This is a genomic window from Arthrobacter globiformis, from assembly GCF_046536215.2.
Classification (GTDB): Bacteria; Actinomycetota; Actinomycetes; order Actinomycetales; family Micrococcaceae; genus Arthrobacter; species Arthrobacter globiformis_E.
On the sequence record NZ_CM143421.1, the window covers coordinates 1,280,691 to 1,305,893 of the forward strand.

General features: G+C 67.4%; 25 protein-coding genes. 5 read left to right on the top strand and 20 right to left on the bottom strand.

All coding sequences use genetic code 11. The annotated features are described in order from the left end of the window. The first annotated feature begins 106 nt into the window (after positions 1-106). Positions 107-850 (top strand): transcriptional repressor LexA, encoded by a 744-nt coding sequence (lexA, locus tag R5O87_RS05775; protein WP_410558110.1) that lies wholly within the window; start codon positions 107-109, stop codon positions 848-850. 60 nt (positions 851-910) lie between these two features. Here the strand turns inward: lexA and R5O87_RS05780 are convergent, their stop codons facing one another. Then, entirely contained in the window at positions 911-2,983 is a 2,073-nt protein-coding gene (locus R5O87_RS05780) for an ATP-dependent DNA helicase (RefSeq protein ID WP_410558111.1), read from the bottom strand. Continuing rightward, entirely contained in the window at positions 2,976-4,553 is a 1,578-nt protein-coding gene (gene hflX, locus R5O87_RS05785) for a GTPase HflX (protein WP_410558113.1), read from the bottom strand. The genes R5O87_RS05780 and hflX overlap by 8 nt, the downstream gene beginning before the upstream one ends. Positions 4,554-4,948: 395 nt before the next feature. On the opposite strand from hflX, the gene R5O87_RS05790 reads away from it, so the two are divergent. Then, complete coding sequence (locus tag R5O87_RS05790) at positions 4,949-5,563, top strand: class I SAM-dependent methyltransferase (RefSeq protein ID WP_410558114.1); 615 nt, start codon at positions 4,949-4,951, stop codon at positions 5,561-5,563. On the opposite strand, the gene dapF is transcribed toward R5O87_RS05790, so the two are convergent. From dapF to R5O87_RS05825, 7 genes are all read right to left on the bottom strand, one after another. Further along, the gene (dapF, locus tag R5O87_RS05795) at positions 5,544-6,488 is read right to left on the bottom strand and encodes a diaminopimelate epimerase (RefSeq protein ID WP_410558115.1); all 945 of its coding nucleotides are present in this window, start codon (positions 6,486-6,488) and stop codon (positions 5,544-5,546) included. The two genes, R5O87_RS05790 and dapF, sit on opposite strands and share 20 nt — an antisense overlap. Next, entirely contained in the window at positions 6,485-7,456 is a 972-nt protein-coding gene (locus tag R5O87_RS05800) for a DMT family transporter (protein ID WP_410558116.1), read from the bottom strand. Before R5O87_RS05800 ends, dapF begins: the two co-directional genes overlap by 4 nt. 23 nt (positions 7,457-7,479) lie before the next feature. Next, the gene (gene miaA, locus R5O87_RS05805) at positions 7,480-8,379 is read right to left on the bottom strand and encodes a tRNA (adenosine(37)-N6)-dimethylallyltransferase MiaA (protein WP_410558117.1); all 900 of its coding nucleotides are present in this window, start codon (positions 8,377-8,379) and stop codon (positions 7,480-7,482) included. Between the two features lie 4 nt (positions 8,380-8,383). Then, the gene (gene miaB / locus R5O87_RS05810) at positions 8,384-9,931 is read right to left on the bottom strand and encodes a tRNA (N6-isopentenyl adenosine(37)-C2)-methylthiotransferase MiaB (protein ID WP_410558118.1); all 1,548 of its coding nucleotides are present in this window, start codon (positions 9,929-9,931) and stop codon (positions 8,384-8,386) included. Between the two features lie 19 nt (positions 9,932-9,950). After that, positions 9,951-10,439 (bottom strand): regulatory protein RecX, encoded by a 489-nt coding sequence (locus R5O87_RS05815; RefSeq protein WP_410558196.1) that lies wholly within the window; start codon positions 10,437-10,439, stop codon positions 9,951-9,953. A 151-nt stretch (positions 10,440-10,590) separates the two neighbouring features. After that, positions 10,591-11,643 (bottom strand): recombinase RecA, encoded by a 1,053-nt coding sequence (recA, locus tag R5O87_RS05820; RefSeq protein ID WP_076798124.1) that lies wholly within the window; start codon positions 11,641-11,643, stop codon positions 10,591-10,593. Positions 11,644-11,851: 208 nt separating this feature from the next. Next, a complete protein-coding gene (locus tag R5O87_RS05825) occupies positions 11,852-12,091 on the bottom strand; it encodes a DUF3046 domain-containing protein (RefSeq protein ID WP_410558119.1) in 240 nt (79 codons plus the stop codon). 42 nt (positions 12,092-12,133) lie between these two features. On the opposite strand from R5O87_RS05825, the gene R5O87_RS05830 reads away from it, so the two are divergent. After that, positions 12,134-12,643 carry a MarR family winged helix-turn-helix transcriptional regulator gene (locus R5O87_RS05830; protein ID WP_410558120.1) on the top strand — a complete coding sequence of 170 codons (510 nt, stop codon included), beginning with the start codon at positions 12,134-12,136 and terminating at the stop codon, positions 12,641-12,643. 197 nt (positions 12,644-12,840) lie between these two features. Here the strand turns inward: R5O87_RS05830 and R5O87_RS05835 are convergent, their stop codons facing one another. The 7 genes from R5O87_RS05835 to R5O87_RS05865 all read right to left on the bottom strand — a co-directional run bounded on the left by R5O87_RS05835 (position 12,841) and on the right by R5O87_RS05865 (position 20,752). Beyond that, positions 12,841-13,293 (bottom strand): helix-turn-helix domain-containing protein, encoded by a 453-nt coding sequence (locus tag R5O87_RS05835; protein WP_003798764.1) that lies wholly within the window; start codon positions 13,291-13,293, stop codon positions 12,841-12,843. 191 nt (positions 13,294-13,484) lie between these two features. After that, positions 13,485-13,970, bottom strand: coding sequence for a CinA family protein (locus tag R5O87_RS05840; RefSeq protein ID WP_410558121.1), 486 nt, complete (start codon positions 13,968-13,970; stop codon positions 13,485-13,487). Next, positions 13,967-14,626 (bottom strand): CDP-diacylglycerol--glycerol-3-phosphate 3-phosphatidyltransferase, encoded by a 660-nt coding sequence (gene pgsA / locus R5O87_RS05845; RefSeq protein WP_410558122.1) that lies wholly within the window; start codon positions 14,624-14,626, stop codon positions 13,967-13,969. The genes R5O87_RS05840 and pgsA overlap by 4 nt, the downstream gene beginning before the upstream one ends. Positions 14,627-14,679: 53 nt before the next feature. After that, positions 14,680-17,565 carry an FtsK/SpoIIIE family DNA translocase gene (locus R5O87_RS05850; RefSeq protein ID WP_410558123.1) on the bottom strand — a complete coding sequence of 962 codons (2,886 nt, stop codon included), beginning with the start codon at positions 17,563-17,565 and terminating at the stop codon, positions 14,680-14,682. Positions 17,566-17,649: 84 nt separating this feature from the next. Then, positions 17,650-19,341 carry a ribonuclease J gene (locus R5O87_RS05855; RefSeq protein ID WP_410558124.1) on the bottom strand — a complete coding sequence of 564 codons (1,692 nt, stop codon included), beginning with the start codon at positions 19,339-19,341 and terminating at the stop codon, positions 17,650-17,652. A 42-nt stretch (positions 19,342-19,383) separates the two neighbouring features. Continuing rightward, positions 19,384-20,292 carry a 4-hydroxy-tetrahydrodipicolinate synthase gene (dapA, locus tag R5O87_RS05860; RefSeq protein ID WP_410558125.1) on the bottom strand — a complete coding sequence of 303 codons (909 nt, stop codon included), beginning with the start codon at positions 20,290-20,292 and terminating at the stop codon, positions 19,384-19,386. A 79-nt stretch (positions 20,293-20,371) separates the two neighbouring features. Continuing rightward, entirely contained in the window at positions 20,372-20,752 is a 381-nt protein-coding gene (locus R5O87_RS05865) for a hypothetical protein (RefSeq protein ID WP_410558126.1), read from the bottom strand. Between the two features lie 142 nt (positions 20,753-20,894). On the opposite strand from R5O87_RS05865, the gene R5O87_RS05870 reads away from it, so the two are divergent. Then, positions 20,895-21,458, top strand: a complete 564-nt coding sequence (locus R5O87_RS05870; protein ID WP_410558127.1) for a dihydrofolate reductase family protein — start codon at positions 20,895-20,897, stop codon at positions 21,456-21,458. Between the two features lie 61 nt (positions 21,459-21,519). Further along, a complete protein-coding gene (locus R5O87_RS05875; RefSeq protein WP_410558128.1) occupies positions 21,520-22,755 on the top strand; it encodes a heparan-alpha-glucosaminide N-acetyltransferase domain-containing protein in 1,236 nt (411 codons plus the stop codon). A 31-nt stretch (positions 22,756-22,786) separates the two neighbouring features. Here the strand turns inward: R5O87_RS05875 and R5O87_RS05880 are convergent, their stop codons facing one another. From R5O87_RS05880 to R5O87_RS05895, 4 genes are all read right to left on the bottom strand, one after another. Then, the gene (locus R5O87_RS05880; protein ID WP_410558130.1) at positions 22,787-23,275 is read right to left on the bottom strand and encodes a hypothetical protein; all 489 of its coding nucleotides are present in this window, start codon (positions 23,273-23,275) and stop codon (positions 22,787-22,789) included. Positions 23,276-23,279: 4 nt separating this feature from the next. Next, a complete protein-coding gene (dapB, locus tag R5O87_RS05885; RefSeq protein ID WP_410558131.1) occupies positions 23,280-24,038 on the bottom strand; it encodes a 4-hydroxy-tetrahydrodipicolinate reductase in 759 nt (252 codons plus the stop codon). Between the two features lie 166 nt (positions 24,039-24,204). Next, positions 24,205-24,690, bottom strand: a complete 486-nt coding sequence (locus tag R5O87_RS05890; RefSeq protein WP_410558132.1) for a molybdenum cofactor biosynthesis protein MoaE — start codon at positions 24,688-24,690, stop codon at positions 24,205-24,207. Next, positions 24,680-25,159: a MogA/MoaB family molybdenum cofactor biosynthesis protein gene (locus tag R5O87_RS05895; protein ID WP_387100536.1), complete on the bottom strand. Its 480-nt coding sequence runs from the start codon at positions 25,157-25,159 to the stop codon at positions 24,680-24,682. The genes R5O87_RS05890 and R5O87_RS05895 overlap by 11 nt, the downstream gene beginning before the upstream one ends. Positions 25,160-25,203: the final 44 nt, after the last annotated feature.

Genomic DNA, 25,203 nt, shown 5'->3' on the forward strand with positions numbered 1-25,203 from the left:
GAACAACCACATCTGCAGTTGATCAGCAGGGTCTGACATTTCAGGCCGGAAGTTCCCGGCCACTTCAGCTACCGCGGCCGGGAGGAACGGAAAGGCGTTGGCGAACATGGCAGCACAGGCCTCTGACGGCAAGGCTCCCCAGCGCAGCCCGCGGTCTCAGCGGACCCCCAAGGGACTGACACTCCGCCAGAAGAAGATCCTGGAAACGATCCAGCGTTCGGTCAACGAGAACGGCTACCCGCCGTCGATGCGGGAAATCGGCGACACCGTCGGCCTGGCCAGCCTCTCCAGCGTGACCCATCAGCTCTCGCAGCTGGAAAAGCTTGGCTACCTGCGGCGGGACCCGAAGCGTCCGCGCGCCATGGAGGTCCTGATGCCGCTCACCCTGGATGCGGGGGCGAAATCCGGCGGCGCAGACAAGGCCCCGACCCTGAGCACGGCAGGCGCCCCTGTGTCCGAACTGCCCAGCGCGATGGACACCGCCATGGTCCCGCTGGTCGGCCGGATCGCCGCCGGCGGCCCCATCCTCGCGGACCAGATGGTGGAGGATTTGATGCCGCTGCCCCGCCAGCTGGTGGGCCACGGCGAACTGTTCATGCTCAAGGTCGCCGGCGACTCCATGGTGGACGCCGCCATCTGCGACGGGGACTGGGTGGTGGTCCGCCGGCAAAGCGACGCAGTCAACGGTGACATTGTGGCGGCGCTGCTCGACGACGAAGCCACGGTCAAGACCTTCCGGCAGCGGGACGGCCACACCTGGCTGCTGCCCCAGAACACCCAGTACGAACCCATCCTCGGCGACCACGCCGTTGTCATGGGCAAGGTGGTTTCCGTACTCCGCTCGCTGTAGCGTCTAGGGGCTTGTTCCCCAGAAAACTTCAGCCCCGGGCTGCTCCAGCCCGGGGCTTCGTCATGCCTGCGCGCCGGCGAGCCTTTCGAGGGCCGCGACGGCGGTCTTCCGGTCGGTCGTCGGCCAGAACGGCGGCAGGGCGGCCCGCAGGAACCCGCCATAACGTTCCGTGGACAGCCGGGAATCCAGCACCGCCACGACGCCCTTGTCATTCGTGGACCGAATGAGCCGCCCCGCGCCCTGGGCCAGCCTGATGGCCGCATGCGTGGCCGACACGGACATGAAGCCGTTGCCGCCTGCCTGGGCAACGGCACGGGACCGCGCCGTCATCAGCGGGTCGTCAGGCCGCGGGAAGGGAATCCTGTCAATGACCACCAGGCGGCACGATCCGCCCGGCACATCGACGCCCTGCCACAGTGACATCGTGCCGAACAGGCACGTGTCCGGTTCGTCGGCGAACTGCTTCACCAGGGCCGTCATGGTGGACTCGCCCTGGCAGAGGATGCTGACATCCAGCCGGGTGCGGAGGGCGTCTGCCGCTTCCTCGGCGGCCCGCCGCGAGGAGAACAGGCAGAGCGCTCCCCCGCCGGAGGCACGGATCAGCGACTCGAGTTCGTCCAGCGCTTCGGGCGACGTGCCACGGCCAGGCTTCGGCAGGTGGCCCGCCACGTAGAGGATGCCCTGCCGCGGGTAGTCGAAGGGCGAACCCACATCGACGCCGGTCCAGTTCGGCGCGCCCTCCCCGACCAGGCCCAGCCCGCCTGCGGCGGGCTCGAAGGCAGAGCCGATGGCGAGAGTGGCCGATGTCAGCACCACGGTATGCCCGGCGAACAGGCCTTCCCGGAGCCGGCCCGCGACACTCAGCGGGGCGATGTTGACCAGCGCCGGGGCCGTCTCGTCGGGCGCCGAGTATCCCTGCTGCGGATCAAACGTGCTGTTCCGGGAGAACCAGACCACTTCCCGGTTTTCCCGGGCGGCGACGAGCCGTTCGCAAAGCTCCAAAATCACCAGCAGGCGGGAGCGCGCGAGCTGCCGCCCGCCGTCGGCCGTTGTATTGCTGTCCCCCTTGGAATCCGACAGCGCAGCCCGGCAGGCCTCGCGAAGCTGGTCCACACAGTCCAGCTGCTCGTCGTTCAGGCCGTTGGGCAGCAGGCCGCTGGGAACGCCGGCGAGAGCCACCTCAAGGTTCGCGGCCGCGGTGTTCAGCGCGTCAACGGTAATGCCGGTGTGCTTGCGGGCGCCGGACGCTGCGGCGTGGACCATGGCCACCGACAGCTGCCCCGAAACCGCGCCGGTCACCCGGTCCTGGAGTTCGTGCGCTTCGTCCACCACCACGACGTCGTACTCCGGCAATACAGCGAGTCCCTCGAACGCGCTGACGGCCAGCATGGCGTGGTTGGTCACCACGACGTCGGCTTCCGTGGCGTTATGGCGGGCAAGCTCACTGAAGCACTCCTCCGCGAGGGGGCACTTCTGCGAGCCAAGGCACTCCATGGACGTGACGGACACCTGCCGCCATGCCCGGTCCGTGACGCCGGGAAGCAGCTCGTCACGGTCACCCGTGGTGGTCTGTTCCGCCCATTCGCGGAGCCGGACCACCTCCTTGCCGAGCTGCGACGAGGGGCCGCCCACGGACGCGGCGAAGTGCGGGACGCTGGTGTCCTCACCCAGCGAGAAGAGCTGTCCCTCCGAGGGCTCCTCAGAGGGAAAGCCGCCCTCGAGCTTGTGCCGGCAGACGTAGTTGGCGCGGCCCTTGACCAGCGCAATCTTCACCGGCCGGTCGAGTGCCGGTTTGAGGCTTTCCAGCAGCCGGGGAAGGTCCCGGCCCACGATCTGGGTCTGCAGCGCGAGGGTGGCAGTGGACACCAGCGCAGGCTTGTTGCTCTCCAGCGAGTGCGCGATGAGCGGGACCAGGTAAGCCAGCGACTTGCCGGTTCCCGTGCCGGCCTGCACCAGCAGATGGTCACCCGTTTCGATGGCGCGCGCCACCTGCCGGGCCATCTCGTGCTGGCCGCTGCGGCTTTGGCCGCCCATGCCCGCCACGGCACGGTCGAGCAGGTCAAGCACATGCTGCTCGCCGGCCGTGGTAGAGGCATTGTCCGCTGCGCCGGCCGCTGCCGCCCCGTCAGTCATCGGTGCTGAAGGATTCCAGTTCAGCCGCGAGGCCTTCCCGGACCATGACCACGGCGCGGGTTCCGCCCTCTTCGTGATCCAGGCTCAGGATCTCCGCGTCGGAGTCGTGGAGCTTGCTGATGAGATCGCCGCGGTGGTACGGGACGAGGAGCTGCATCTTGACGTTGGGCCGCGGGATGGACTCGCTGATGGCAGCGAGCAGCTCAGCGATGCCCTCCCCCGTGCGCGCCGAAACCACCACGTGCCGCGGTTCGCGCTGCTTCAGCCGCTCCACCACAAAAGGATCGGCGGCGTCGGCCTTGTTCAGGACGATGATCTCGGGCACCTTGCGGGCGTCCACCTCGGCGAACACCGAGCGCACCGCGGCGATCTGGCCCTCCGGGTCCGGGTGGGACACGTCCACAACGTGCAGGATCAGGTCCGCATCCGCCACTTCCTCCAGGGTGGAGCGGAAGGCCTCCACCAGCTGGGTGGGAAGCGACCGGACGAAGCCGACGGTGTCGGCCAGTGTGTAACCGACGCCGTCTGAGGTCTCGGCCTTGCGGACGGTGGGGTCCAGGGTGGCGAACAGGGCGTTCTCCACCAGCACGCCGGCGTCGGTGAGGCGGTTCAGCAGCGAGGACTTGCCGGCGTTGGTGTATCCGGCAATGGCCACTGACGGGACCTCATTACGACGGCGGTTGGCCCGTTTGGTCTCCCGTGCCGGCTTCATCGCGGCGATCTCGCGCCGCAGCTTGGCCATCCGGGTGCGGATCCGCCGCCGGTCGAGTTCGATCTTGGTTTCACCGGGACCGCGTGAGCCCATGCCGGCGCCTGCGCCGCCCACCTGGCCACCGGCCTGGCGGGACATGGATTCACCCCAGCCGCGGAGGCGCGGAAGGAGGTATTCGAGCTGTGCCAGCTCCACCTGGGCCTTGCCTTCGCGGCTCTTGGCGTGCTGGGCGAAGATGTCCAGGATGAGGGCCGTGCGGTCGATGACCTTCACCTTGACAATGTCTTCAAGGCCGCGCCGCTGGGACGGGGCGAGCTCTGCGTCCACCACGACCGTGTCGGCGCCGGTGGACATCACCACGTCCTTGAGCTCCAAGGCCTTGCCCGCCCCGAGGAAGGTGCCGGGATCCGGCTTGGCCCGCCGCTGGACCAGCCCGTCAAGGACTTCCGAGCCCGCCGTTTCCGCCAGCGCTGCGAGTTCGCGCAGCGAGTTCTCGGCGTCGGCGAGCGTGCCTTCGCTCCAGAGGCCGGCGAGAACAACGCGTTCCAGACGCAGCTGCCGGTATTCAACCTCGGTGACGTCCTCGAGTTCGGTGGACAGCCCGGCCGTGCGCCGCAGTGCGCGGCGTTCCTCGAGGTCCTGCTGGTCGCCGTCGAACGTGCTGTGCTCTTCCGCGAGCTGCGAGATGGCCTGCGCCTTGCCCAGGACACCCTTGCTGTCGGCGCGGCTGCCGTCGGCTGCCGCTGCGTTCCTGGCCGGGACGTCCTTGGCGAGAATCCGGTCGATGACAGCCTGGATCTCCTCGGGACTCATGTCCTGGGCGGCTGGCTCGGATCCGGAATTTTGCTGATTGGTCATGGTCTCCTTTGAAGGTTCTGCATCTTCAGAATAGTGCTGATTGCCGCCCTTGGCTGCGGTATTCGCGCTGGGCTGACTGCGAGGGGTCATGGAGGTGCTCCTGACATGCCGGCAGCGGACACGCTGGGCCGGCGGGAAGTGGACTGATCGAGTGCTGTGTGGGCTGCGCTGTTTCGAACTGCGCACCGGGCGGAAGGAGCTGCGCCTATCAAAGGCAGGACCTGCGTCGCGTCGGGAGGAAGCCCCGGGCCGGTACCGGCGGCTGAAGGCCGCGGGCAAAGAAAGCCGGCTACTCAAAAATCAGGAACATGCGTTCTAGGATAGCAGAACAGCAGGACCGGTTTGGCAGCTGGCCGGTTTCCCATCAGGCGGGCGGGCCACTAATCTGGCCAGTTATGGAGTCTGCCCACTATTTCAGCGCCTCACCCGCGGGGCCGTTCACCCGCAAGCCCCTCACAGTGGAGCTGGCCGGTGAAACGCGGAAGCTGCAGACCTCATCCGGCATTTTCAGCCCCGACGGCATCGACAAGGGGACGGCCATCCTGCTGGCCGAGGTCCCCGCTCCCGCACCGCAGGGAAACCTGCTCGACATCGGCTGCGGATGGGGACCCATCGCGCTGACCATGGCGCTGCGGGCGCCGCACGCGCAGGTCTACGCAGTGGACGTCAATGAGCGCTGCATAGCGCTCACGAACGGCAACGCAGAACTGCTTGGGCTGAACAATGTCGCGGCCAGCACGCCGGAGGGCGTCGACCCCGAAATCCGCTTCGACACCATCTGGTCCAACCCTCCGATCCGGATCGGCAAGGATGAACTGCACTCACTCCTGCTGCTCTGGCTGCCGAGGCTGGCACCGGGCGGTTCGGCATGGCTGGTGGTGCAGAAGAACCTGGGCTCGGATTCGCTTCAGCGCTGGCTGGCGGAGGTTCTGGACGACACCTTCACCGTGTCGCGGGAGAGCACGTCCAAGTCGTTCAGGATCCTTCGCGTCAGGAAAGCGTCCCGGTAGCGACGATCGTTGCGGGTCCGCTGAGCTCGACATGCTCGCGGCCGCCAGCGACTGTGAAGAACTTCACGCCCACGACGCCGCCCGGCACCTTCACCTGCCAGGCGTCCGGTGCGCCCTGCCCGGCCCAGTGGCGGATCGCGACCGCGGCGGCGCATGCGCCGGTTCCGCAGGACTGCGTTTCGCCGACACCGCGTTCGTGGACCCGCATGGTCACGGTGCCCACGCCGTCGTGCACCAGCGGCTCGGCCGGGACGACGAACTCGACGTTGGTGCCGTTCACCGGAGTGGGGTCGACGTGCGGGGCGGTGAAGAGCCGGGTGTCCCGGAGTTCGGAGAGCTCGGCCAGGGCAACCACCGTGTGGGGGTTGCCCATGCTGACGGACAGTGCCGGCCGCGGCACCTCGAGTCCGTCGGCGCTGACCAGCGAATCCATGGCGCGGGCCGCTGCCTCGTCCGGGAAGATGAATTCCCAGGGGCCCATGTCGACGGCGTAGCCCTCAGCTGTGCGGACGATGGTCTTGACGCCGCCGCGGGTGCCGATGGTCAGTGCGCCGCCGGCGGGCAGCTCAGCGAGGCCTTCGGCAAGCAGGAAGTGGACGAACACGCGCACGCCGTTGCCGCACATTTCCGACAGGGAACCGTCACCGTTGCGGTAATCCATGAACCACTCGGCGTCGGGATTTTCGGCAAGAATCTGCCGGCCCTCGTCCAGGAGACGGGACGGGACAGCGCGGATGAGGCCGTCACCGCCGATGCCGCGGTGGCGGTCGCACAGCTGGGCGACCTGCTCCGGGGAGATGGCGTGCACGCCCTCGGGGTCGGCAACCAGGACGAAGTCGTTGCCGGTGCCATGGCCCTTGGAGAACCGCAGTCCGCTCAGTGTGGTGGCGGCGGGCCGGGCTGCTTCTGCAAGGGTTTCATTCATGGTTCAAGGTTACCCGCCCGCCGGCGGCGCCCGAAAAACGGCCTGGACCTGCTACCCGGTCCGCGGGTGCTGGTCAGGAGGATGCCGGCGATGACGATCACGCCGCCTGCTATCTGGGCGACGGTGTAGGGGTGCCCGCTGAGGATGGTGAACAAAGCCGTGAAGACGGTGATGAGGTTAAGGAACACTCCGGCCCTGCCGGCGGGGATGACCGTCAGCGCGCGGTTCCAGAGCAGGTATGACAGCACCGAAGGAAAGAGCGCAATAAAAGCAAGGGAGGCGATGGCCCCCGGCGCGGAGGGCAGGGACGGACCGCCGGCAGCGAGGCTGAACGGGGCGAGGACCACGATGGTGATCGCGGCCTGGAGGGCCGTGGCGGTTATCGGGGGCAGCGGCGGGGCCAGCCGCCCAGTGATCGTGTAGGCGGACCACGCTCCGATGGCCCCGATCATGAACAGCTCGCCGGTACCGAATCCGGCGTGCAGCAGCCTGCCAGCGTTGCCGTTACTGAGGACCAGAAGGACGCCCACGAGCGCGATCAGGACGCCGCCCACTGCCCTGAGGGTCAGGCGTTCGCGCAGGAAGGCGGCAGCGGCCAGGGTGATCAGCGCAGGGTTGAACGCATTGATGAGGGACGCGTTGAATGCATCCGTATGCTCGAGGGCCGTGTACAAAAGCAGGTTGTAGCCCAGCAGACCGGACACACTCAGTGCGATCAGCCACGGCCAGGCGGCCAGCACCTGGCGCCATTGCGGGCGCTCCACCAGTTGCGCGATGACCAGCAGCGGAACCAGGGCCAGCGACCACCGCAGCAGAACCAGGCTGAGGGGGTCGATGCTCGCCACCGCGCCGGCTCCGACGACGTAGTTGCCGGCCCAGAACAGCGTCGCCCCCAGCAGCGAGGCGACCGCAACGGTGAGGGTCCGCCGCGAGGCGCGCTTTGGCGTGGTGGCAACGGCGAGGGTCATAAGGGTTTTTCTTCCGTCGGGGCTCAGCGGCAGAGGTTGGCGGCCTTTGCAGCCAGCTCAGGGTCCTGCCAGTCGAGCCAGCTGATGCGGGGATCGGCCCGGAACCACGTCAGCTGCCGGCGGGCGAACTGCCTGGTGGCCACGATGGTCTCCTCGGCCGCCTGCGGCACGTCCGCTTCGCCGTCGAGCACTTTGAGGAACTGGGCGTAGCCCAGTGCGCGCGGTGCGGTCTTGCCGCGGCGCAGGCCCTGGGCGTCCAGACGCCCGACTTCCGCCAGCAGCCCCCGCTCCACCATCCGGTGCACGCGGACGGCGAGCCGGTCGCGCAGCTGCTCCCGGTCCACTTCCAGACCGACCTGGACGGCCGGCTGGTGGTACTCCCGCGTCGGCATGAACGAGCTGAACGGGCGGCCCGTCAGTTCGAACACCTCCAGCGCGCGGATGATGCGGCGGGCGTCGCCGAGGCGCCCGGCGGAGACAGGATCCACCGCCCGGAGCCGGTCCAGCAGCACATCAGTGCCTGCCTCGGCGTTCTCCTGTTCGAGCCGGGCGCGGATTTCAGGGTCGGTTCCCGGAAAGTCCAGCACGTCCAGGGCGGCGCGGACATACAGGCCGGACCCGCCGGCCAGGACGGCGCGTTTGCCGCGGCGGTGGATGTCGGCGATGGCGTCCCTCGCCTGCTGCTGGAAGTCGGATACCGACGCCTCCTGCGTCACGTCCAGGATGTCCAGCAAGTGGTGCCGAACGCCCCGCTGTTCAGCCTCGGTGACCTTGGCGGTGCCGATGTCCATGCCGCGGTAGAACTGCATGGCGTCGGCGTTGATCACCTCGCCGTCCAGGGCGAGGGCAAGATCGACGGCGAGGTCGGACTTGCCCGATCCGGTGGGTCCAACGACAGCTATGACGGGGGGCTGGCCCGCCACCGGGTCAGCTGCTCCGCGCCGGGAGCGAGGGCATGCCCAGCGACACGCCGGTCCTGCCAGCCCCGGCTGCACTCGGTGCAGGCGCGCCGCAGGAGTCTGCCTGCGCCCGGTCCCAGGCGTCGCCGGCGCGGGACCGGCGCAGGGAGTAGTCGGCTGCGGTGGCCGGGTCTGCGATCAGGTGGAAGGCGGCGGCCTCAGTAATGGTCACTGTCACCAGGTCACCGGGCCTCGGGGCGGGAGCACCCTCGGGCACCGTGAAGTGAACCAGACGCTGGTCCTGGGAACGGCCCGAGAGCCGGTGGGTTTCCTCGGACTTGCGGCCGGACTGGGCGGTGACCATGACCTCGACGCGGCGGCCGAGCTGCTTGGCGTTTTCTTCGGCCGCAATGCGGTCCTGGAGCGCGGTGAGCCGCTCAAAGCGTTCCTGCACGACGGCCTTGGGCAGCTGGTCCGGCAGGTCGGCTGCCGGTGTGCCGGGCCGCTTGGAGTACTGGAAGGTGAAGGCGGTGGCGAAGCGTGACTTTTCGACAACGTCCAGGGTTGCCTGGAAGTCCTCCTCGGTCTCCCCCGGGAATCCGACGATGATGTCCGTGGAGATCGCGGCGTGTGGCATCTTGGCGCGGACCTTGTCCAGGATGCCGAGGAACTTTGCCGACCGGTAGGAACGCTTCATGTCGCGCAGCACCTTGTCCGACCCCGACTGGAGCGGCATGTGCAGCTGCGGCATGACGTTGGCCGTCTCGGCCATGGCGTCGATGACGTCATCGGTGAACGCGGCCGGGTGGGGGCTCGTGAAACGCACCCGCTCCAGGCCCGGGATCTCGCCGCAGGCGCGCAGCAGCTTGGAGAAGGCCTGGCGGTCGCCGAATTCCACGCCGTACGAGTTCACGTTTTGGCCCAGGAGCGTCACCTCGATGGCGCCGTCGTCCACCAGGGCCTGGACCTCGGCGAGGATCTCCCCCGGCCGGCGGTCCTTTTCCTTGCCGCGCAGGGCGGGGACGATGCAGAAGGTGCAGGTGTTGTTGCAACCCACCGAAATGGACACCCAGCCCGAATAGACCGAGTCGCGCTTGGTGGGCAGAGTCGACGGGAAGACGTCCAGCGACTCGAGGATCTCCAGCTGCGCCTCGTTGTTGTGGCGCGCCCGGTCCAGGAGGGCGGGCAGGGCACCGACGTTGTGCGTGCCGAAGACGGCGTCCACCCAGGGCGCCTTCTTCAGGATGGTTTCGCGGTCCTTCTGGGCGAGGCAGCCGCCGACGGCGATCTGCATCCCCGGGTTGGCTGCCTTGATCGGCGCCAGCTGGCCGAGGTTGCCGTAGAGCTTGTTGTCCGCGTTCTCCCGCACAGCGCAGGTGTTGAAGACCACGACGTCGGCCTGGGCACCGTCCGCGGGCACGTAGCCGGCAGCCTCAAGCATCCCGGCCATCCGCTCGGAGTCGTGAACGTTCATCTGGCAGCCGAAGGTGCGCACCTGGTAGGTGCGGTGCGCGCCGGCGTCACCAGCGGGGTCGTTCTCGGTGCCGGTTGCGGGGGAAGGAAAGGTCAGACTCACCCAATAAGGGTACCGGCTGCTACGCGTACGTGCTGCGCCCACCGGCTTCCGCTGCGTCAAGGACCTCGGCCACGATCCGGAAGGCCTGCGAGGGCTGGTACCCCTTGCGGGCGAGCATGGACGCGAGCCGCCGCGTGGTCTTGTCCCGCTCCGCCCGGTCCGACAGGTCCGTCCCCGGCCGCAGCTTGCGTTCCACGAGCTGGCGCGCGGCGGCTTCCTCGTCCTCGTCACTGAGTTGCTCCAGGGCCGAGGCCGCCGTGTCAGCGTCAATGCCCTTGTCCGCGAGTTCCCGGCGGAGGGCTCCCTTGGCCAGTTTCCTCGACTGCGACCGGCTCCGCACCCACATGTCCGCGAATTCGGCGTCGTCAACAAGCCGGACCTCCTCGAAGCGGTCCAGCACGGCCGCGGCGACGTCCTCCGGCACGTTGCGCTCGGCCAGCTTGCGTTCAAGCTGCAGCCGGCTCTTGGGTGATGCGGTCAGCTGGCGCAGGACGATGGCGCGCGCCACCGACGCGGGATCCGCGTCCCGGTCCTCCTCGGGTTCCGGGCTGGGTCCTGTCGGCGGCGTGGGTCCTGTCGGCGGTGTGAATCCTGCGATGCGGTCCCCTCCGGTGCGGTCCCCTCCGGCCTCGGCGAAGGCCGAAGAGGACCGGCGTTTGCTAGAAGCCGTCAACGGCCTTCAGCTTCGGTGAGGCCTCAGCGTCGGCTGCGGGCTTGGTTCCCACGCCGAGCTTTTCCTTGATGAGCCGTTCCAGTTCCGCGGCGAGTTCCGGGTTGTCTCGCAGGAAGCGGCGCGAGTTCTCCATGCCCTGGCCGAGCTGGTCGCCGTCGTACGTGAACCAGGAGCCGGACTTCTTGATGATGCCGTGCTCCACGCCCATGTCGATGATGCCGCCCTCGCGGGAGATGCCCTGGCCGTAGATGATGTCGAATTCGGCGACCTTGAAGGGCGGGGCCATCTTGTTCTTGACGATCTTGGCCTTGGTGCGGTTACCGACGGAATCGGCACCTTCCTTCAGGGTCTGGATGCGGCGGACGTCGATGCGCACGGACGCGTAGAACTTCAGCGCCTTACCACCGGTGGTGGTTTCGGGTGAGCCGAAGAACACACCGATCTTTTCGCGCAGCTGGTTGATGAAGATGGCGGTGGTCTTGGTCTGGCTCAACCGGCCGGTGATCTTTCGCAGGGCCTGGCTCATGAGGCGGGCCTGCAGGCCGACGTGGCTGTCGCCCATGTCGCCTTCGATTTCCGCGCGCGGCACCAGGGCTGCCACGGAGTCGATGACCACGATGTCCAGGGAGCCGGATCCCACCAGCATGTCCATGATCTCCAGCGCCTGTTCACCGGTGTCCGGCTGGGAGACCAGCAGGGCGTCCGTGTCCACACCGAGCTTGGCGGCGTACTCGGGGTCAAGGGCGTGCTCGGCGTCGATGAACGCGGCGATGCCGCCGTTGCGCTGGGCGTTGGCCACGGCGTGCAGGGCCACGGTGGTCTTACCCGACGATTCCGGTCCGTAGATTTCGATGACGCGGCCCCGCGGGAGTCCTCCGATTCCCAGGGCGACGTCCAGTGCGATGGAGCCGGTGGGGATGACCTCGATGGGGGCGCGTGTTTCGTCGCCCAGCCGCATGATCGATCCCTTGCCGAACTGCTTGTCAATCTGCGCGAGCGCTGCTTCAAGCGCTTTTTCACGATCCGGGGCTGCCGCCATGGTTCACACCTCTAATGCTTTCTCGCTTTGGAGGGGCCTCTGCGGCCCTTTGTCTGTCATCACCGACGCTAGTGCCACCCGCTGACATTCTTACCGGGCAGGCGTGCGTATGTGGATAACCCGCTGGCAAAAAGCATAGTCGCACCCGAACAGATATTCGAACAATCGGTCGGCGTGTCAGCAGCTTCCCGGCCGGGCGGGCAGCCGCTCAGACCAGGTCCGGTCCGTTCTGGCGGGGCTTGATGTCGCGGCCGAGGCGGCGCTCCTCGGGAACGTCCTGCACGTCGCACACCGCGAGCCAGATGTCGCGCGGACTGACACCGGCAGCGAGGGCCTGGTTCGCCGTCCGGCCGCCGACTCCGGCCAGGACGAGGGAACCGCCCAGCACGCGCGAGTAGCCGGCCCCGAATTCGTCGTCCATCAGCCGCCAGAAATCACTAATCCTCACCCAATACAGTCTCTCACGGACGCTGACTCTAGAATGGTTGCCATGAGCAACCCCGCTGAAGCCCCCGGAGCCGCAGCCCCCTTCGAGGACACGCTTGATACGGCACTGACCAACGTGGAGCATCAGATCAGCATCTTCTGGCGACGGGCGCGGTCCGTTTCCCAGCAGCTGTCGCGCGAGGTCCATCCGGACATGGAGCCCGCCGCCTACGGGCTGCTGACCGTGATCCGCAAGCAAGGCCCCATCCGGCTCACCGAACTCGCGTCCTGCATCGGCGTCGGCAAGCCCTCCGTGAGCAGGCAGATCGCGTTCCTGGAGAGCATCGGCCTGGTGCTCAAGGAAGCCGACCCGCTGGACGGCCGGGCGCAAACGATCCGGCTGACCGCCGAGGGCGAAGAGAAGATGCACCAGGTGCAGGATGCCCGGCGTCAGGTGTTCCGTGAACGCCTGGGCGAATGGCCGGTGGAGGACCTCGAGGCACTGGCCGCCTACATGGCCAAGCTCAACGCCACCTACGAGCGCGACGGTTTCCCCCGCGACGGCACCTCCTAACAGGAACACCTCCGAGCAGGACACCGCCTAACAGGAACACCGAGCAGAGACAGGGTCCAACAGGCAACAGGACCCGTCAGAACACGGGGTGTCCTGACGGAAATTTTCAGGGCACAAATTACAGGACACAGGGAAGGCCTCCGGCACAATGCCGGAGGCCTTCACTGCAGTTATCTGGCCGGGGTTTCCGGGTCCTGTTACCGGGCGCCGGAAAGCATTTCCGTGGCGAGCTCGTTGTTAAGCTCGCTGCTCAGGTCGCGTTCAAGGTCGCGGCCGTAACGCTGGGAGAATTCCTGCGGGACGGTGTCCGGTACGGCAACGCCTTCGGCGACAGCCACGCGGTCGCTGACCTCGCGGAGCATGCTGGAAAGCGGTACATCCAGAGCCGAACAGATCGAGGAGAGAAGTTCCGAGGAAGCTTCCTTCTGGCCGCGTTCCACTTCACTCAGGTAACCCAGGGAGACCCGGGCGCTGTGCGAGACTTCGCGGAGGGTACGCCCTTGACGCTGGCGGACATCGCGCAGTACATCACCGATTTCGTGACGAAGTACTACCATCTTGCGCTCCTTCTGTTCGCTCTTGGCCTGATCGGCGAGGCCCACGTCCTTCCAGCGGACAACGCCGTTTACGGACACGGGCTGCTTTACCATCTGTATCGCCTTGCTCCCTCATGGTTCCGGTTCACTGTGACGTAAACCGCATATGTTCTCTTCATCCTAGGCGCCTCCCTCAGGGAGAGGCGACACAATGTGACAACTATTCGGACTCGCTTTTTGTTCCCGGCAACCTTACTCCGGGTAGCTTAGCGCAGTCAGGCGGCCAGACCAGCGAGGCCGGAAACTCAGCTTAACGCAGCGAGGGCCGCCTGCAGCCGCTCCAATGCAGCGCCACAGGCCAGCCCGCGGATCTCTGCCCGGGTGCCTTGGAAGTTATAGGGAAAGGTCTGCACACCGTCTGCGGTGGCGACGCCTACGAACACCGTACCCACGGCCTTGCCGTCATGCGCATCGGGTCCGGCCACACCCGTGGTGGAAACTGCGAGGTCCGCGCCGCAGACCCGCCGGGCACCTTCCGCCATGGCCGCAGCCACCGCTTCGTCCACCGACCCGACGGCGTCCAGCAGGTCCTGCGGAACACCAAGGACGTCACGCTTCACAGTGTTGTTGTAGGAGATTACGCCGCCCTGCAGCATGGCGGACGCCCCGGGGGTGTCGGCCAGGACGGCGGCGACCATTCCGGCCGTGAGCGACTCCGCAGTGGCGACAGTGACGCCACGCCCCACGGCCGCAGCGACGGCCTCCCCGGCGATCCGGTGCAGATTCGTCACGGCTGGGCCTCCCCGTTTTCGTCGTGGCCGGCGTCGGCAGCCAGCCGGCGGAGCCCCTCCGACCTGACTTTCAGTGCCTGAATAACGTATTCGACGCCGGTCCAGACCGTGATCAGCACGGCTGCCAGCATTACCGCCAGGGCCACCCAAGTCAGCCACGGTGCGATGGCCGCCAGCGGAAGGAGGTAAAGGAAGATGGCGACGGTCTGGACGACCGTCTTGAGCTTGCCGCCGCGTGATGCCGGGATGACGCCATAGCGGATCACGAAGAACCGCAGCGCCGTGATCCCCCATTCCCGGACCAGGATCACGATCGTGATCCACCAGGGCAGCTCATTCAGGACGCACAGCATGACCAGCGCCGATCCGGTCAGCAGCTTGTCCGCGATCGGGTCGGCAATCTTGCCGAAATCGGTGACCAGTCCCCTGCTGCGGGCGATGTCGCCGTCGAGCTTGTCCGTGTAAATCGCGACGGCGAACGCCGCCACGGCTGCCCAGCGCCATCCGCCGGACTGGCTGTGCAGGCCCGGGGCGTCGGCGATGAGGAACCACACGAAGAACGGCACCAGCACAATGCGGAGCATCGTGAGGATGTTGGGAAGATTCCAGATCCCGGAGCTGTTGGAGCCGGCCGCGGTCGCTTCGGTGCTAGTCACCCTTCTAGGCTACCGTCTTTGGCGCTGCCGGCTTCCTGGTCTTCACCTCGGAACTACCGGCCCGTGAGGGACCAGGCGTCTTCGGATCCGTCCCCGTCGTCACCGGAACCGTCGGCCCCGTCGTAATAGTCCACGCTCTGGGTGCGGTTGTCCAGATCGGCGGCAACGAGGTCCTCCGCATAGCCGCCCTGCGCGATGTTGGCGTTGGCGTTGTCGCTGAGCGCGGCGGTCTGGGAATCGGGTGAGGCAGGAGCTTCCTGCCCCTTCATCGCGGCGAGCACGGCGGCGAGGTCGTCCGGCTTGACCAGCACATCGCGGGCTTTGGAGCCTTCCGACGGGCCCACCACGCCGCGTGATTCGAGCAGGTCCATGAGGCGGCCGGCCTTGGCGAACCCGACGCGGAGCTTGCGCTGCAGCATGGACGTCGAGCCGAACTGCGTGGTGACCACCAGCTCCGTGGCCTGCAGCAGCACTTCGAGATCGTCCCCGATGTCGTCGTCGATCTGCTTCTTCTCCGCTTCGGGGGCGACGTCGTCACGGTAGACGGCCTGGAGCTGGCCCTTGACGTGTTCAACCACCTTGTGGATCTCGGATTCGCTGACCCAGGCGCCCTGCACGCGCATCGCCTTGGAGGCACCCATCGGGAGGAACAGCGCGTCACCCTGCCCGATCAGCTTCTCCGCACCTGGCTGGTCGAGGACCACGCGGGAGTCGGTCACGGAGGACGTGGCGAAGGCCATGCGGGACGGCACGTTGGCCTTGATCAGGCCGGTGACCACGTCGACGGACGGCCGCTGCGTGGCGAGCACCAGGTGGATGCCGGCGGCACGCGCCAGCTGCGTGATGCGGACAATCGAGTCTTCTACGTCGCGCGGCGCCACCATCATCAGGTCGGCGAGCTCGTCGACGATCACCAGGAGGTAAGGGTAGGGCCGGATGACGCGCTTGGAGTCGACGGGCGGCTGGACCTTGCCGGCGCGCACTGCCTTGTTGAAGTCGTCGACGTGTTTGAAGCCGTAGTTGGCGAGGTCGTCATAGCGGGCGTCCATTTCGCGGACCACCCACTGCAGCGCCTCGGCCGCCTTCTTGGGATTGGTGATGATGGGCGTGATGAGGTGCGGCACGCCCTCGTAGGCGGTAAGTTCCACGCGTTTGGGGTCCACCATGACCATGCGGACCTCGTCGGGGGTGGCCCGCATCAGCAGCGACGTGATCATGGAGTTCACGAACGAGGACTTACCGGCACCGGTGGCGCCGGCCACAAGCAGGTGGGGCATTTTCGCGAGGTTGGCCACGACGTAGCCGCCCTCGACGTCCTTGCCGACGCCCATGACCATGGGGTGGTCCGTGCGGCGGGCGTTCTGGCTGCGCAGGACGTCGCCGAGCGACACGGTCTCACGGTCGGTGTTGGGGATCTCGATGCCGATGGCCGACTTGCCCGGGATAGGGCTGAGGATGCGGACGTCGCTCGAGGCGACGGCGTACGAGATGTTCTTGGACAGTGCGGTGACCCGCTCCACCTTGGTGCCGGGTGCCAGTTCGATCTCGTAGCGGGTCACGGTGGGCCCGCGGCTGAAGCCGGTCACGGAGGCATCCACGTTGAACTGCTGGAGCGTGTCCGTCAGGGCGGCCACGACTGCGTCGTTCGCTTCCGTGCGCTCCTTGGGAACGGATCCGGGCGTCAGCACATCGGACGAGGGAAGTGTGTAGGTGACGTCGCCCGCGAGGGACAGCTGCTCCGTGCGCTGCGGAATGGGGGTGGGCAGCGGCGCAGGCGCCACAGGCTTGGAAGGCACCCGCGCGGCAGCGCCGGGAGTTGCACCGGGCGCCGCCGGACCGGCCATGCCGGGGACCACCAGCGGGATGGCCTCCGTGGCGTTCTCGGCGTCGGCGCCCTTAACGCCGAGGCCCTGGGCTGCCTTGATCTTCTCGACGGCGATCTCCGCCTGGGTGGGGCGGCGGACTCCGGGGGCCACGGCGGGGCCTCCCTTGCCGGCGTCCGGTGAGGGGTCGTCGTCGTCGATGACGGCGTGCTCAAAGGCTTCGTCCCCGACGTAGCCCTCCAGCCGGGGATCGGCTTCCTCGTCCTTGCCAAAGAGCCGCTTGCGCTTCTTCTTCGGGGCGGGAGGAGTGTTTTCATAGAGGTAGCTGCGGTCGTGGGCGTTGCCGTCGTTCTCCTGAAGGTCGATGCCCATCAGGTGCTCATAGGCGCCGCGGAGCCGGCGCGGAATGGCTCCGAACGGCGTGGCCGTGACGATGAGCACGGACACGAATGCAAGCAGCCCGTACAGGACCACCGGGACGGCGGGGTGGATGGCGGCCAGCGGGGAGGCGGCCAGGAACCCCAGCATCCCGCCGGCCTGCCGCAGCCCGTCAAAGCCCTCGCTGACGGTCGGCTGGCCGCCCACGATGTGCGCGATGCCGCAGCCGGCGAAGGTCATGATGAGGAAGCCTATTCCCACGCGGTTGTTTCCGCGGCCGTCCACGGGCTGCCGGAACAGCCGGCAGGCGCACACGAAAAGCATGAGCGGCAGGACGAGCGACATCCAGCCGAAAGTGCCGTTGACCACGGCGTAGACGGCGTCCGGGAACCAGCCGCGGAAGCCCCACCAGGCGAAGGTGGCGATGAAGACCGCCAAGGCCAAGTTGAACAGGGCGGCCCCGTCACGGCGGTCTTCGGGTGCGAGGTCGCTGACGTCCTGGCCAATGCGGCGCACTCCCCCGCCCACCAGGTGGCCGATGCCCAGCCATGCTCCGCCAGCCACCCGCAGCAGCCAGGGCTGCCGGTGTTCGACGGCGGGAAGCTGGCGCGTGCGGGCGCTGCCGGCTGAAGATCCGGCGCGGCCGGATTTGGCTGCCGAGGAGCCGCTGCGGCCTGCGGATGCGCCGGATTTACTGCTGGGGGTACGTTTTGGCGCGGGGGAAGTACGTGTGGCCATATCTGCCACGGTACTCCACTGCGGCCGCGGAGCCGCGGATTTCCGGGCTCCCGGGGGCTGTGTTCAGCCCCCGGGCACCGCCGGTTAGGCCTCCAGGACCACCGGGATGATCATGGGGCGCCGGCGCAGCTTGCGGTTGACCCACGTGCCGATGACGCGGCGGACGATCTGCTGCAGCTGATGGTTAGTGTGGTCAGCGTTGCTGAGCACGGCCTCCTCCAGCGCGGCGTTGATCTTGGGAATGATGTCGTCAAAGACCGAATCGTCCTCGGCGACGCCGCGGGCGTGGATCTCGGGTCCGGAGACAACCTTGCCGGTGGCCCGGTTGATGACCGTGATGATGGAGATGAAGCCTTCGTCGCCCAGGACGCGGCGGTCCTTGAGGTCCGCGTCGGTGATTTCGCCGACACTGGAGCCGTCCACGTATACGAAGCCGACTTCGACCTGGCCCACGATGTCCGCCTGGTGGTCCCGCAGGTCGATCACCGTGCCGTTGTCCGCCAGCAGGACGCTGGCGGACGGAACGCCCGACTCCTCGGCGATCTTGCCGTTGGCGATCAGGTGCCGCGTCTCACCGTGCACCGGCATGGCGTTGAGCGGCTCGAGGATGTTGTAGCAGTAGAGCAGCTCCCCGGCCGCGGCATGGCCGGACACATGGACCTTGGCGTTGCCCTTGTGGATCACGTCGGCACCGAGCTTGAGCAGGCCGTTGATGATGCGGAAGACGGCGTTCTCGTTGCCCGGAATGAGGCTGGACGCCAGGATGACGGTGTCGCCCTGTCCCACCACCACGCGGTGGTCGCCGTTGGCCATGCGCGACAGCGCGGCCATGGGTTCACCCTGTGAACCGGTGGACATGAGCACCACCCGGTTGTCGGGCAGCGTGTCGATGTTCTTCAGGTCCACCAGGATGCCGTCCGGCACATGCAGGTAGCCGAGTTTGGCGGCGATGGCCATGTTCCGCACCATGGAACGTCCCACGAAGGCAACGTTGCGGCCGTGCTTGACCGCGGCGTCCAGGACCTGCTGCACGCGGTGGACGTGCGAGGAGAACGACGCCACGATGATGCGCTTGCTGGCCTGCGCGAAGAGCCGGTCCAGGGTGGGACCGATCTCCTTTTCCGCGGTGGTGAATCCCGGGACGTCGGCGTTGGTGGAGTCGGACATGAACAGGTCCACGCCTTCTTCACCCAGCTTGGCGAAGTGCCGGAGATCGGTGATGCGGCCGTCTAGGGGCAGCTGGTCCATCTTGAAGTCGCCCGTGTGCAGCACCGTGCCGCCGGCCGTGCGGATGAAGACGGCCAGGGCGTCCGGGATGGAGTGGTTGACCGCCACGAACTCGCACTGGAACGGGCCGAACTGCTCCACCTGGCCCTCTGTGACGGACAGCGTGTAGGGCCTGATCCGGTGTTCCTGCAGCTTGGCCTCAACCAGTGCCAGGGTCAGCTGGGAGCCAACGAGCGGGATGTCGTTGCGGAGCCGCAGCAGGTACGGTACGGCTCCGATGTGGTCCTCGTGGCCATGGGTGAGGACCACGGCGACGATGTCGTCGACCCGGTCCTCGATGTAGGAGAAATCGGGCAGGATCAGGTCAACGCCGGGCTGGGTTTCCTCGGGGAAGAGGACACCGCAGTCGACAACCAGCAGCTTGCCGTCGATTTCGAACACAGCCATGTTCCGGCCGATTTCGCCCAGCCCGCCCAGCGGGACAATCCGCAGGGTGCCTTGGGGAAGGCGGGGAGGCGTAACGAGGCCGGGGAGGGCTACTTGGGTCATAATGCACTTCTTTCCAGACGGAAGAGTGCCGGTCTCAGTCCGTCAGGAAAAGACCAGCCCTCCTTCCGCCAAGTCCTCGCGGATGGTTTCGATCTCGGCTTCGTCCGGCTCCACGAGGGGCAAGCGGACAATCGAGTTGGGCAGGACTCCCTGCCATTTAAGAATTTGCTTGGCTGCAACGGCACCCTGCACCCGGGTCATGGTTGCGCGCACTACGGGCTCAAGCTCGAAGTTGATCTTGCGGGCCGTGCCGAGGTCGTTCGCGTTGATCGCGTCGATGAGCTCCCGGAAGCGGCGGGTGGCGACGTGCGTGGTGACACCCACGAGCCCGACGGCGCCGAGGGCCATCCACTGCAGGGTCAGGCCGTCATCGCCCGAGTAGAAGGCAAGGTCGGTCTCGGCCAGGACACGGGTGGCCGCTGCGAAGTCGGCCTTGGCGTCCTTGACGGCCACGATGTTCGGGTGCTGGGCCAGCCGGATCATGGTGTCCGGGGCGATCTCGATGGAGGACCGTCCGGGGATGTCGTAGAGCATGACGGGCAGGTCCGTGGCGGAGGCGACCGTCTCGAAGTGGGCCCGGACGCCGGCCTGGCTGGGCTTGTTGTAGTAGGGCGTGACGATCAGCAGGCCGTCGACGCCCAGCTTTGCGGCTTCCTGGGACAGGTGCACGGAGTGGGCGGTGTCGTTGGTTCCGGTGCCGGCGATGACTGCGGCACGCCCGCCAACGGCCTCCATCACGGCGCGGAACATTCCGAGGTTTTCCTCGTCGGTGAGGGTGGACGTTTCGCCGGTGGTTCCCGTGACGACGAGGCCGTCGCAGCCGTCGTCAACGAGCTTGGTGGCCAGTTCCGCGGCCTGCTGGTAATCGACCTTGCCGTCCGTGGTGAACGGGGTGACCATTGCGGTCAGGAGAGTGCCCAGGGCAGGAATGTTCGCGGAAGTGTCAGCCATGGGAAAAACGTTACCCTGTCACGTGCAGGTTAGGACAATGGCCGCCGCGTGATGATCGTCAAATTCCGGCGCGCAGCTCCTAGGCCGGGTCTGCTCCCGAGCAGTATCGCTCCACGGCGGCCTCCCGCAGCGATTCGGCCCACAGGGTGAGGCGCTGCGCGGCGCGGACGTAGTGGAACAGCTCGGTGGGCGTCAGTGCGTCGACGTCCGTTTCGGACAGTCGGCGGGCGAGCTCCGGCCCGGGCGCCTGGTCGGCGAGTGCAACGCCTTCCCGGACCCACTGGACGTCCTCGGCAGGCTCCCCCGCCACGAGCTGCCGGAACAGGAAGTCCACCACCCCGGGGCTCATCGCCTTCAGCGGATCACCCTTTGGCTGATCACCCTTTGGCGGATCAGCCCTGGAGGATCGCGTCCGCCCTTCCAGCCGCTGACCTGCCGAACGCCCCGATGACTTCTTCATGCCGGCAATCCTATTCGAACATATATTCGAATACAAGGTCCGGCATGGACTCATCCTGACCTGTCCTGCCGGATCCTCGGATGCTTCACTGGAAGATACGACGGCGACCTGCCGCCTTCCGCCGCCAGCCGGAGGTGCCCGAATGCGCAAAATCATCCTGATGATGTCGGTGTCCCTGGATGGCTTCTTCGAGGCGCCCGGCGGGGATATCAGCTGGCATCTGGTCAACGACGAACTCCTCGGCGACCTCAACGACCGGTTCCGGACGATGAGTGCCTTCATGTCCGGGCGCATCACCCACGAGCTGATGGCCCGCTACTGGCCGACCGCGGACCGGGATCCCGGCCTCTCGGCCCCTATGGCCGAGTTCGCCGGGATCTGGCGGGCCATGCCCAAGTTCGTGTTTTCCCGGACCCTCACCGGGGCCGGCTGGAACACGACGGTGATTCCCGACGTCGTGCCTGAACAAGTCGCGGAACTGAAGGCCCGGTCCGGCGGTGACATCGCGCTTAGCGGGGCGAACCTGGCTTCCAGCTTCATGCGGCAGGGCCTGATCGACGAGTTCCGGATACTCGTCCATCCCGTGGTGCTGGGGCGGGGCCGGCCGCTGTTCGAAGACCCGGATGTCCGGAGAAGCCTCAGGCTTGAGGGGACGCGGGCGTTCAGCAACGGCGTCGTCCTGCTGCATTACTCGGGCGGCGGCTAGGGCGCCGGAGGGAGTGATTCACGAAATCAGGGCGCCATGGCTGATGTGAGACGATCACACCATGACCTCGCGGAGCACGGCTGCATCTTCCAAGACAGCGAAGGGGCCGGCTACAGGCGTCCGACTGGCCGGTATTGACGCCGCCCGCGGCCTGGCCCTCCTTGGCATGATGGCCACCCACCTGCTCCCGACCTTCGAACCCAATGCCGCGCTGACGCCCACCTGGGTGGGCCTGACGTTCTCCGGCCGCGCCGCGGCCCTGTTTGCCGTGCTCGCGGGAATCGGCCTCGCCCTGTCCACCGGCAAGCAACAGCCGCTTGACGGACCCGCGCTGACGGCGGCACGGCGCGGCATCGCGATGCGCGCCCTGGTGATTGCCGTCGTCGGGCTCGCGCTCGGCGGACTTGACGTCAACGTCGCGGTGATCCTGGTGCATTACGCAGTGCTGTTCCTGTGCATCCTGCCGTTCATAGGCCTGCGGCTGAAGGCCCTCTGTGCCTGGGCAACGGGCTGGATCCTGCTTTCCCCGGTCATTGCGTTCCTGCTGCGGCCGTGGCTCATGGCCGCAGACCCGCCGCTGCAGCTCAACCACAATCCAGGGTGGGAAGACGTCACGACGCCGGGACAGCTGCTGGGCGACCTGTTCCTCACGGGGTACTACCCGGTGTTCCAGTGGATTTCGTATCTCCTGGTGGGGCTCATCATCGGCAGGCTCGCGCTGACCACGGCATTTGTTCCGGTGTTGCTGCTGCTCGGCGGCACCGCGGTGGCGGCCTTCTCCAAGGTCCTGGGCACGGCGGCGATGGAGCAATGGGGCGGCCGCGCCGCCCTGCAGGACATCCTCACGGACCCCAACTATCCGCTGGACAGCCTCCTGCAGGTCAATCTGGCCGGCGTCCGGCAGGAGGGGTCATGGTGGTGGCTGGCCAGCAGCGCGCCCCATTCCGGAACCACGCTGGACCTGTTGCATACCAGCGGCGTGGCGGCCGCCGTCGTCGGCCTTTGCCTTCTGGTGGGCCGGCTGGGGCAGTGGCTGGCCCTGGACCTGCTGCTTCCGCTGCGCGGACCGGGGGCCATGACGCTGACGCTGTACACCGCCCATGTGTGCGTTGTGGCATCGTTCCATCTGAAGCCGCTACCGGTGGGCTGGACCGAGGACGGGATGTACTTCGCCCACGCGGCGCTGGCCGTGCTGATCGGAATGCTGTTCGTGATCCTGAAATGGCGGGGTCCGCTGGAATGGCTCGGGCACGCCGCCAACCAGGTGGGCCGGCTCCAGAGGGCACAAGTCCGCTAGCCGGCCGCTGCCGGGCCGTGGCTGTCCCCTACTAGCGGGCCACAGCGTCGCCGGAGGAGCGGAACAGCCGCACCGCGTCACGCATCGAGGACCGTGCCCGCTTCCGGTCGCCCGACGCGTCATAGGCGCAGCTGAGCCGGAACCAGGACCGCCAGTCGTCCGGCGCGGCTTCGGTTTCAGCGCGGTACTTCTCGAACTCCTGGTCCGCGGCGGCCCGGATGATCCGGCCGGCGGGGGTTCGCGGCAGATTGTCCTCCGGCAGGCCGCCTTCGGCCTCAAGCACCCGAGCCATCTGTTCCGTCCGGGCACCGAAGAGGAGTTCGCGGATCAGGGCCCAGGCGCCTATCACCGGCAGCACGAGGTACGCCGCGCCGATGGCCTTGGCCACCGGCTCGGCATCCGTCAGCAGCAGGACGGAGCGCTGGAAGGACACCACGAGGTAGAAGACCAGCAGGAGCGTCACCGCGCCCACCCAGATCTTGGTTCGGTTGGTCCTCAGCCAGCCAAGAAGCGGTTTCACTGCGTTACAGCCCCAGGTCCAGGTAGCCGTCCAGGCCCACGGTGAGTCCGGGGTGCGCTGCGACATTCCGCACGCCAAGGAGAACCCCGGGCATGAACGAAGCACGGTCGAAGGAATCGTGACGGAGCGTCAGCTGCTCCCCCGGGCCGCCGAGCAGGACTTCCTGATGGGCCACGAGGCCGCGGAGCCGGACGCTGTGCACGCGCACGCCGTCCACCTCGCAGCCGCGGGCGCCGGCCAGTTCAGTAGTGGTGGCATCGGGGCTGGGGCCAACGCCGGCAGCCTCGCGTTCGGCAGCCACCAGCTGGGCGGTGCGCACGGCGGTACCCGACGGCGCGTCCACCTTGTCAGGGTGGTGGAGTTCGATGATCTCCACGGATTCAAAATACTTGGACGCCTTGGCGGCAAAGGCCGACGTGAGCACGGAACCGAGGGCAAAGTTGGGTGCAATCAGCACACCGACTTCCGGGTGGCCGGCCAGCAGGGTCTCCAGCGACTCCAGCCTGCCCAGGTCCCAGCCCGTGGTGCCCACCACGGCGTGCATGCCGTTTTCGACGGCGAAGCGGACGTTCTCCTCGGTGCTCTCCGGAACGGTGAGGTCCACGACGTACCGGGCACCGGCGTCGAGCAGGGCATCGAGGGAGTCACCGCGTCCCAGCGCGGCGACAAGCTTCATGTCCGGGGCCGCTTCCACAGCTTTGACGGCCTCGGCGCCCATGCGCCCGTTTGCGCCCAGAACGGCGACAGGAAGTTGTTGGGTCATGGGTTCAACACTACCGTTCGGGCGGCCGGCGGACGGAACCGGAGCGCATGCGTTACCTCACGCGCGGACAGCCCGGATGCCGGCCGCGCCGGCACTTGCGCGCCGGCGCTGAGGTCCGTTATTCGCCCTGGCGCTACCGTCCATTACTCGCCTGCGCTGCCAGCCTTTACTCCCCGGCCCCGACCCATTCGACCGTGCCGTCGCTGAAGAACTGTTCCTTCCAGATCGGCACCTGCGCCTTGACCCGGTCCACCAGCTCCGAGCACACGGCGAAGGCCTGCCCGCGGTGGGCGGCCGATACCGCGCAGACGAGGGCAGGGTCGCCGATTTCCAGCGGACCCACGCGGTGCGCGACCCAGATCCGGACGGGCGGAACCACGGCGCCATCAGCGGACGCGCCGGTTCCGGCTGCCTCGGCCTGTTCGGCCACCAGCTGCGCCACGACGTCGTCAAGCACCTTGCGGGCCGTGGGATGGGCGCTGTAGCTGAGCCGGTCCACCGGCTTGCCGCCGTCGTGGTTCCGGACCACGCCGCTGAAGCTGACCACGGCGCCTGCAGTGTCCGACTCCACGGCGGCGATGGCCTGGTCCACGGAAATGGGTTCGGCGCTGAGCACCGCGGTTACTACTTCGAACGATGCCTCAGTGGCCATGTCCGCCCTCCAACTGGTCGCACAGGTGCCCGATCACCGGGTCCAGGACGGACAGGCCGTCCATGACCCCCTTGGGTGATCCGGGCAGGTTGATAATGAAAGTCCGGCCGGCCGAACCGGCATGTCCGCGGCTCAGCATGGCATGCGGCGTCTTCGCCGTACCGAACTGGCGGATACCCTCCATGATGCCGGGGATTTCGCGGTCCAGCAGCGGCAGCGTCATTTCCGGCGTGCGGTCGTCCGGGCTCAGGCCGGTGCCGCCGCTGGTGATGACGACGGCGGGTTCCTGGGTCAGGAGCGCCCGGATCGCCGCGCCCACCGGCTCGCCGTCAGGCACCACCATCACCGGATACGGCACGAAGCCGTGTTCGGTGAGCCAGTCGGTGATGACAGGCCCGGTCTCGTCCTGGTAGACGCCCGAGGCAGCGCGTGTTGAGGCAATGACGACGCCGGCCTTGCGGCCCTGCACCTCGCCGTGGACGTGCGCACCCCTGGCTCTGGAGTCAGCGGATG

Coding starts and splice junctions, on each gene's coding strand:
- lexA (WP_410558110.1), top strand. CDS start 107: ATGGCAGCACAGGCCTCTGACGGCAAGGCTCCCCAGCGCAGCCCGCGG.
- R5O87_RS05780 (WP_410558111.1), bottom strand. CDS start 2,983: ATGACTGACGGGGCGGCAGCGGCCGGCGCAGCGGACAATGCCTCTACC.
- hflX (WP_410558113.1), bottom strand. CDS start 4,553: ATGACCAATCAGCAAAATTCCGGATCCGAGCCAGCCGCCCAGGACATG.
- R5O87_RS05790 (WP_410558114.1), top strand. CDS start 4,949: ATGGAGTCTGCCCACTATTTCAGCGCCTCACCCGCGGGGCCGTTCACC.
- dapF (WP_410558115.1), bottom strand. CDS start 6,488: ATGAATGAAACCCTTGCAGAAGCAGCCCGGCCCGCCGCCACCACACTG.
- R5O87_RS05800 (WP_410558116.1), bottom strand. CDS start 7,456: ATGACCCTCGCCGTTGCCACCACGCCAAAGCGCGCCTCGCGGCGGACC.
- recA (WP_076798124.1), bottom strand. CDS start 11,643: ATGGCGGCAGCCCCGGATCGTGAAAAAGCGCTTGAAGCAGCGCTCGCG.
- R5O87_RS05830 (WP_410558120.1), top strand. CDS start 12,134: ATGAGCAACCCCGCTGAAGCCCCCGGAGCCGCAGCCCCCTTCGAGGAC.
- R5O87_RS05835 (WP_003798764.1), bottom strand. CDS start 13,293: ATGGTAAAGCAGCCCGTGTCCGTAAACGGCGTTGTCCGCTGGAAGGAC.
- R5O87_RS05850 (WP_410558123.1), bottom strand. CDS start 17,565: ATGGCCACACGTACTTCCCCCGCGCCAAAACGTACCCCCAGCAGTAAA.
- R5O87_RS05855 (WP_410558124.1), bottom strand. CDS start 19,341: ATGACCCAAGTAGCCCTCCCCGGCCTCGTTACGCCTCCCCGCCTTCCC.
- dapA (WP_410558125.1), bottom strand. CDS start 20,292: ATGGCTGACACTTCCGCGAACATTCCTGCCCTGGGCACTCTCCTGACC.
- R5O87_RS05865 (WP_410558126.1), bottom strand. CDS start 20,752: ATGAAGAAGTCATCGGGGCGTTCGGCAGGTCAGCGGCTGGAAGGGCGG.
- R5O87_RS05870 (WP_410558127.1), top strand. CDS start 20,895: ATGCGCAAAATCATCCTGATGATGTCGGTGTCCCTGGATGGCTTCTTC.
- R5O87_RS05875 (WP_410558128.1), top strand. CDS start 21,520: ATGACCTCGCGGAGCACGGCTGCATCTTCCAAGACAGCGAAGGGGCCG.
- dapB (WP_410558131.1), bottom strand. CDS start 24,038: ATGACCCAACAACTTCCTGTCGCCGTTCTGGGCGCAAACGGGCGCATG.
- R5O87_RS05890 (WP_410558132.1), bottom strand. CDS start 24,690: ATGGCCACTGAGGCATCGTTCGAAGTAGTAACCGCGGTGCTCAGCGCC.